Source organism: Catellatospora sp. NPDC049111, from assembly GCF_040648615.1.
Classification (GTDB): domain Bacteria; phylum Actinomycetota; class Actinomycetes; order Mycobacteriales; family Micromonosporaceae; genus Catellatospora; species Catellatospora aurea.
This window is the reverse complement of the sequence record NZ_JBEZEB010000012.1, coordinates 216,529-223,157: the sequence shown is the minus strand read 5'-3', so window position 1 is coordinate 223,157 and position 6,629 is coordinate 216,529. Positions and strand designations below refer to the sequence as shown.

At 72.6% G+C, this 6,629-nt stretch carries 7 protein-coding genes and 1 pseudogene; 3 read left to right on the top strand and 5 right to left on the bottom strand.

The features are described 5' to 3' along the window. Positions 1 to 87: 87 nt before the first annotated feature. Together AB0B66_RS19750 and AB0B66_RS19745 are read right to left on the bottom strand one after the other, a co-directional pair. Positions 88 to 504, bottom strand: a complete 417-nt coding sequence (locus AB0B66_RS19750; protein WP_360531384.1) for a hypothetical protein — start codon at positions 502 to 504, stop codon at positions 88 to 90. Positions 505 to 568: 64 nt separating this feature from the next. Then, on the bottom strand, positions 569 to 1,840 hold the full coding sequence (locus AB0B66_RS19745) for a trypsin-like peptidase domain-containing protein (RefSeq protein ID WP_203691226.1): 1,272 nt from the start codon (positions 1,838 to 1,840) through the stop codon (positions 569 to 571). Between the two features lie 81 nt (positions 1,841 to 1,921). Between AB0B66_RS19745 and AB0B66_RS19740 the strand changes: the two genes are divergently transcribed. Next, positions 1,922 to 2,536 (top strand): O-methyltransferase, encoded by a 615-nt coding sequence (locus tag AB0B66_RS19740; RefSeq protein WP_360531380.1) that lies wholly within the window; start codon positions 1,922 to 1,924, stop codon positions 2,534 to 2,536. Positions 2,537 to 2,670: 134 nt separating this feature from the next. Here AB0B66_RS19740 and AB0B66_RS19735 read toward each other — a convergent pair whose 3' ends face one another. Beyond that, the gene (locus AB0B66_RS19735) at positions 2,671 to 4,125 is read right to left on the bottom strand and encodes a leucyl aminopeptidase family protein (RefSeq protein WP_360531377.1); all 1,455 of its coding nucleotides are present in this window, start codon (positions 4,123 to 4,125) and stop codon (positions 2,671 to 2,673) included. A gap of 281 nt (positions 4,126 to 4,406) precedes the next feature. Further along, complete coding sequence (locus AB0B66_RS19730) at positions 4,407 to 4,574, bottom strand: DUF3117 domain-containing protein (protein ID WP_120317235.1); 168 nt, start codon at positions 4,572 to 4,574, stop codon at positions 4,407 to 4,409. A gap of 288 nt (positions 4,575 to 4,862) precedes the next feature. Here AB0B66_RS19730 and AB0B66_RS19725 point away from each other — a divergent pair, with 288 nt between their 5' ends. After that, positions 4,863 to 5,654: a PaaX family transcriptional regulator C-terminal domain-containing protein gene (locus tag AB0B66_RS19725; protein ID WP_360531374.1), complete on the top strand. Its 792-nt coding sequence runs from the start codon at positions 4,863 to 4,865 to the stop codon at positions 5,652 to 5,654. Next, positions 5,654 to 6,439, top strand: coding sequence for an enoyl-CoA hydratase-related protein (locus AB0B66_RS19720; RefSeq protein ID WP_360531371.1), 786 nt, complete (start codon positions 5,654 to 5,656; stop codon positions 6,437 to 6,439). Before AB0B66_RS19725 ends, AB0B66_RS19720 begins: the two co-directional genes overlap by 1 nt. Here the strand turns inward: AB0B66_RS19720 and AB0B66_RS19715 are convergent. Beyond that, positions 6,436 to 6,624 (bottom strand): annotated as a pseudogene (locus AB0B66_RS19715) (hypothetical protein); the annotation flags it as partial. The gene AB0B66_RS19720 and the pseudogene AB0B66_RS19715 overlap by 4 nt on opposite strands. Positions 6,625 to 6,629 lie beyond the last annotated feature (5 nt).

Here is a 6,629-nt window from a genome sequence, read left to right as displayed (position 1 = left end):
GCCTCAGAAGCTCTCTGAGGCCGCGAGTCTTTAAGAGTTGTCGCAGTAAGGGCGGGGACGTCCCGGCGCCCGGTGGGACGGGGTGGGTCAGGTGGCGTCGTCGAAGCGGGCCGCGATGGGGGTCGCGGGGGTCGAGGATGCGCCGGTGGGGGTGGCGGAGGCCATGGCGTTGACGTTGGCCTTGGTCTCGGCGGCCAGCTTGCCGGCGTTGCTCAGCTCGCCCCGGAGCTCGTCGTACATGCCGGTCAGCGGCTTGCGGAGGGCGGCCTCGTCCTCCTCGCTGAGCAGGTGCTTGCGGACGAAGGCCTTCGGGTTGAGGTCCTCGAGCTTGATGTCGGTGCCGAGTTCCTTGCTCAGGTCGCCGGTGGCGTTGGTCGCCATGGCGCGCAGGCCGCGCAGCATCCGCATGCCGTCACTGATGACCTTGGGCAACCGCTCGCCGAAGATCAACAGCGCGAGCAGCAGGAGCGCAATGAACTCCGGTGTGCCCAGGTTCTCGAACACCGCTACCTCCCGACTGTGGCCGCCGTCGCAAGGGTACGTGTGCGACGGCCGGACAGGCCACCCCTCAGTCGGCGTCAGCGACGAGTGTCACGGCAGCGTTGTGGCTGGTAGAACCCCGTTTGTAGGTCACTTCGACCACCTCACCCGGTGCAGTTTTCCGCACAAGTGCGATGAGGTCCGTGGGCTCGCTGAGCGGCCGGCGGTCGAAGCTGGTCACCACGTCACCCGTGCGCAGGCCCGCCTCGGCGGCCGGTCCGGTGGCCGTGACCTCGCCCAGGCGCACCCCGCCGGCCGGGCCGCGGAACGACTCCTCGACCTCCGCGCCGATCACCGTACGGTGCGCCCGGCCCGCGGAGATGATCTCCTCGGCGACCCGGCGGGCGTGGTTGATCGGGATAGCGAAGGCGAGGCCGATGTTGCCGGCCGACTCCTCGCTGCCCGCCATCGATTTGATCACGGCGTTGATCCCGACGACCTGTCCCGCGGCGTCGACCAGCGGGCCGCCCGAGTTGCCGTGGTTGACCGCGGCGTCGGTCTGGATCGCGGCGTAGTACCTGGTCGTGCCGTTCTCGGCGTCCGTGGCGATGGGGCGGTCCAGCGCGCTGACGATGCCCGCGGTGACGGTGCCGCGCAGCGCCAGCGGTGAGCCGATCGCCACCACGGCGTCGCCCACCGCGACCGCGTCGGAGTCGCCCAGCATCGCCGGGTGCAGCTCCGGCCGCTTGACCTGGAGGACCGCGACGTCCGACTCGGGGTCGGAGCCGATCACCTTCGCCGGAGAGCTGGTGCCGTCGTCGAATATGACGCTCACCACCCCGGAACTGCCGGACACCACGTGGTCGTTGGTGATGATGTGGCCGTCGGCGCTGGCCACGAAGCCCGAGCCGAGCGACACGCTGCCGTCCACCGGCACCCGCACGGTGACCACGCTGGGCAGCAGCAGGCTGGCCACGGCGGCCAGCGACTCGGGGGCGCGCTGCGGCGGGGAGGCGGTCGAACCGAGGATCGAGCGGGCGGTCTGGCGGTCGTCGCTGAAGCGCACGCCCATCGCGCCGCCGAGCACCCCGGCCAGTACGCCCGCGAGGACGGCCGCTCCGGCGACTGTCCACAACGTACGACGTCGGGTATGGTCGGGCTCGGCCAACGGCTCCGGCTCGGGCGCGTGCGCGCGCTCGGCGGGTGGCACGAGCGCCACCGGCGAGTGCGGATCGCGCCACGGATCGTTGAGCGCATCGGACCACCAAAACGACGCCGGAGGTGCGACGGCCGGCGGCGTCTGCTGCGCTGCCGTCCAGTCGTCGTCATCCGGCCGGCGATAACCCCAGCCGTCGGTCACTGAACCAGCCCTCCGTCCCGTTCCCGGTTTCAGGATGGCACGGTTTCAACGTGAAAAATCACTGTTCACGGAAGGTGCCCCATGACGACGCTGCATCGCCAGCCCGGTAGCGCAGGCGACTTCATCGCGTCGTTCGTCCCCGAAGACGTGATCGCGCAGACGGCCCGCGGACTGGCCGTCGAGGTGGGTCTGCAGCCGGTCGCGCCGGCGGTCGGCGCGGCACTGCGCATGCTCGCCGGGGCCTGTGCCGCGAAGGCGGTCGTCGAGATCGGCACCGGCACCGGGGTCAGCGGCCTGTGGCTGCTGCGCGGGATGCGCGCCGACGGCGTGCTGACCACCATCGACCGCGAGTCCGAGCACCAGCGCATGGCGCGGCGGCTGTTCACCGAGGCCGGCTTCTCCGCCTCCCGGGCCCGGGTGATCACCGGCCGGGCGCTGGAGGTGCTCCCCCGGCTCGCCGACGGCGCCTACGACCTGATCTTCGTCGACGCCGACCCGACCGAGTACGCCGCGTTCATGGAGGCCGCCGCCCGGCTGCTGCGTCCCGGCGGCGTGGTGGTCCTGCACGGCGTCCTGACCAGCGGCCGCGACGTCTTCACGGTCCGCGACCTGGCGTACGCCGTCCGCGACAGCGACCTCTGGCACCCCGCCCTGCTCCCCCTGGGCGAGGGCCTCCTCTCCGCCGTCAAGGCCTGACGCCTGACCGACCCGTTTTGCATAGACGTTGGCCTATCACATCGAAAAATCGCTACTCGGATTCGATGTGATAGGCCAACGTCGATCAGAAGCGGGGTGCGGGCGCGGAGCGCGGGCGCGCGGAGCGCGGCGGGTCAGGAGACGGTGGTGAGCCAGCGGACGAGGGTGCGTACGCCCCAGCCGGTCGCGCCCTTGGTGAGTTCGGCGTCCGGGGACGCGGACCAGGCCGGCGACGACATGTCGATGTGCACCCACCGGTCGCGCAGGCTGCCCGCGAACTCGCGCAGGTAGAGCGCGGCCGTGATGGTCCCCGGGTTGCCCGCCGCGTTGTCCAGGTCGGCGATGTCGGACGACACGTCCCCGGCGTACTCCTCCGCCAGCGGCAGCCGCCACACCGGCTCCCCGGCCGCGGCACCGGCCGCGGTGAAGCCGCCGATCAGTTCCTCGTTGGCGCTGAACAGCGCGGCGGTCTTCTTGCCGAGCGCGATCCGGGAGGCCCCGGTCAGCGTGGCGAGGTCGATCAGCAGGTCGGGGCCGAGGTTCTCCACCGCGTAGGCCATGGCGTCGCCGAGCACGACCCGGCCCTCGGCGTCGGTGCTGCGCACCTCGGAGGTGAGCCCGCCGTAGTGGGTGACCACGTCACCGGAGCGCCAGGCGCTGCCGGAGACCATGTTCTCGGCCAGCGGGGCGAGCGCGGTGACGCGCACCGGCAGGCCCAGGTCGGCGACGGCGAGCAGCGCGCCGACGACCGCGGCCGCGCCGCCCATGTCCTTGCGCATCAGCTGCATGGCGTCGTTGGGCTTGATGTCGATGCCACCGGTGTCGTACGTGATGCCCTTGCCGACCAGCACCACGTGAGTCGTCGCGTCCGCGGGCGACCAGCTCAGCTCCAGCAGGCGGGGTTCGTTCACCGAGCCGCCGCCGACGGCGAGGATGCCGCCGAAGCCCTCGGCCTCCAGCTGCTCGCGCTCGCGCACGGTGACCGTCACGCCGTCGCGGGCCCGCTCGCGCACCTGGCGAACGAACCATTCCGGCGTCTTGGTCAGCGACGGGGTGTTGGTGAGGTCCCGGGCGAACCGGGTGTGCCCGGCCACGATGCGGGTGGCCGCGAGCGCGGCCGCCCGCTCGGGGGTGGCCTCGACGGCGACGACGACCTCGGCCAGCTTCGGCGCGGCCTCGGGCTTCTCCGCCGCGACGCGGAACCGGTACGACGCCAGCCACAGGCCTTCGGCCAGGCCGCGCAGCGCCGCGTCGGTCAGGTCGGCGGGAGCGAGCACGGTGAGCACGGACTCCTTGGCTGCGGCACGGGCCAGCGCGGCGCCGGCCGCCCGCCAGCCCGCCTCGTCACCGGAGCCGACCCCGGCCAGCAGCACCTTCGACGGCTCGCGCAGCGGCCGCGGCAGCGTCTGCAGGGCCCCGGCCGAGCCTTTGTGCTCGGTCGCGGCGAGGAATGCGTCCACCTCGGCGGCGACGTCGGAGGGCAGCACCGCGAGCGGTGTGCCCGCCGCGGACTCGCCCTCGGCGGTGCCCACCGGGCACGCGACGGTTCCGGCGAGATCCGCCGCGCCGTCCAGTCGAATCGAGATCATCCCTGCCCCTTCACTGGCTGTGCCGCCGACGCCCCACCGGCCGCCGACCGCCTGACCCTATCGCGCCACCTCCGGCGCCGACCGCGACGGAGGTGCGGCCCGTGCCGCCCCGGTGGAGCCGCGCCGCCGCGCGACATACCGGGGTCCAGGACACGTGCCCGCTGGTCAGGAGTGGGTGATGCAATGGGGGTGTGGTGGCTGCGCACCACGCGCGGGGCGTGGCACGTGATGCCGCGAGGGATGGGTTGGACGGCCGGGGTGGTGCCCGGCCGGTCCCGATGTCAGCCGACGGCCAGTTTGAGGGCCTCGCCGAGAGCGGTGGCCTCGTCTGGTGTCATCTCCACCACAAGCCGCCCGCCGCCTTCCAGCGGCACGCGCATGACGATTCCCCGGCCCTCTTTGGTGACCTCCAGCGGACCGTCGCCCGTCCGCGGCTTCATCGCCGCCATGTGTGTCTCCCCTCAGACTTGCCAGACCTGCACCCGGGTGGAATGCAAGACTTGGCGGGTCTCCCCGCCTGCTCCGCCGACGAAACCTCGCGACGGCTGCCGATGCAGCCTGCCCGCGACGCGCCGTCTTCGTACGCCGTCCGGCACACCGCGTGTGGTTGGGTGGGGCCACACGAACGGGTGCCGACCAATGATTTTCCCTGATGGACTCCGCTAAGCCCAAACCGGGCCGGTCACGGTGTGACATCATCTCGCCAGCACAGTTCACATCTGTCACAATCACCCCTCATGCAGGCCCGTTCCGCACTCTTCGACCTCTACGGCGATCACCTGCGGCAACGTGGTGGCCGGGCCACCATCGCGGCCCTGATCCGGCTGCTCGCGCCGCTGGGAATCGCCGCACCGGCAGTACGTACCGCGGTGTCCCGCATGGTGCGACAAGGATGGCTCGCCCCGGTGCGACTGCCCGCCGGACCGGGCTACCAGCTCACCCCGCGAGCCGTACGCCGCCTCGACGAGGCCGCCGCCCGCATCTACCGGACCGGCCGCAGCTCCTGGGACGGGCATTTCGACCTATTGGTGATCTCCGCCCCGGAAGCACGCACCGAGCGCGACCGCCTCGCCGCCGAGCTGACCTTCCTCGGCTACGGGCGGCTGGAGACCGGCGTCTGGCTGGCCGCCCGGCCCGCGGGCGAGGTCGACCAGTTGCTGGCCGACGCCGGGGTGCGCTTCGAGCGCTTCTCCGCGGCGCACACCGGCGGGGATACCGGCGCCCGCGAGCTGATCATGAGAGCGTGGAACGTGCCGGCCGTGGGCGCCTCGTACGCCGGGTTCGTGGCGCAGCTCACGCCGGTGGTCGGCGCGATCACCCGGCTGGCCGACGACCGCACCGCGTACGCGGCCCGGTGCGCCCTGGTGCACGCCTGGCGCGCGTTCCTGTTCCGCGACCCGCAGCTGCCCGCCTCGCTGCTGCCGCCGGACTGGCCGGGCACCGCCGCGGCCGCCTTCTTCGACCGGCAGGCCGCCCGGCTGCGGCCCGCCGCCGACCGTTTCGTCGACCACTGCCTCAGGGAGAGCTGATGTCCGCACCGCTGCTCGTCGACCGCGCCGAGGGCGTCGTCACCGTCACCATGAACCGCCCCGACTCCCTCAACTCGCTCGACATCGCGCTCAAGGAGGCGCTGCGGGAGACGTTCCTGGAACTGGCCGATGACCCGGCGTGCCGCGCGGTGGTGCTGGCCGGCGCGGGCCGGGGCTTCTGTGTGGGGCAGGACCTGCGTGAGCACATGGCCGCGATGGGCGGCAAGGCTCCCCTGGACACCGTCGAGAAGCATTACAACCCGCTGGCCCTGGCCCTGGCCGAGCTGCCCAAACCGGTGATCGCCGCGGTGCGCGGACCGGCCGCGGGCGCGGGCGCGGGCCTGGCGTTCCTGTCCGACCTGCGCGTCGGCGGCCCGTCGACGTCGTTCCTGATGGCCTTCGCCCGGGTGGGCCTGGCCGCCGACACCGCCGTGTCGTGGACCCTGCCCCGGATGGTCGGCGCGGCCAAGGCCGCCGAGCTGCTGCTGCTCGCCGAGCCGGTGAAGGCCGACGAGGCGCAGCGGCTCGGGCTGCTGACCAGGCTCACCGAGGACGACGAGCAGGTGCTGCCGGTGGCGCAGGAGCTGGCGGCCCGGCTGGCGGCCGGCCCGACGGTGGCGTACGGGCAGATCAAGCGCGAGCTGCTGCACGGCGCGACCGGCACGCTGGCCGACGCCCTGCTGGTCGAGCTGGCGGCGCAGCAGCGCTCGGGCGGCACCGCCGACCACCGCGAGTCCACCGACGCCTTCGTCAACAAGCGCAAGCCGGTGTTCGAGGGCCGCTAGTCCTCTTCAGGGTCGAGGGGGGCGACGCCGTCGGTGACGTACGCCGTCATCTGCAGCTCGTCCCCCGCCGGGGACACGTACGCGGGCAACTCGTCCGGGCCCAGCTCGGTGACATACCGCCAGTACTCCCGGACCGCCTCCTCCGCCGACTCCGCCTCGATCGGCAACGCCACACTGACCAGCCACTTCC

What these genes read in the sequence shown, in the direction of transcription:
- AB0B66_RS19730 (WP_120317235.1), bottom strand. Translation starts at nt 4,574, where the DNA reads ATGGCGGCGATGAAGCCGCGGACGGGCGACGGTCCGCTGGAGGTCACC.
- AB0B66_RS19725 (WP_360531374.1), top strand. Translation starts at nt 4,863, where the DNA reads ATGCAGGCCCGTTCCGCACTCTTCGACCTCTACGGCGATCACCTGCGG.
- AB0B66_RS19735 (WP_360531377.1), bottom strand. Translation starts at nt 4,125, where the DNA reads ATGATCTCGATTCGACTGGACGGCGCGGCGGATCTCGCCGGAACCGTC.
- AB0B66_RS19740 (WP_360531380.1), top strand. Translation starts at nt 1,922, where the DNA reads ATGACGACGCTGCATCGCCAGCCCGGTAGCGCAGGCGACTTCATCGCG.
- AB0B66_RS19720 (WP_360531371.1), top strand. Translation starts at nt 5,654, where the DNA reads ATGTCCGCACCGCTGCTCGTCGACCGCGCCGAGGGCGTCGTCACCGTC.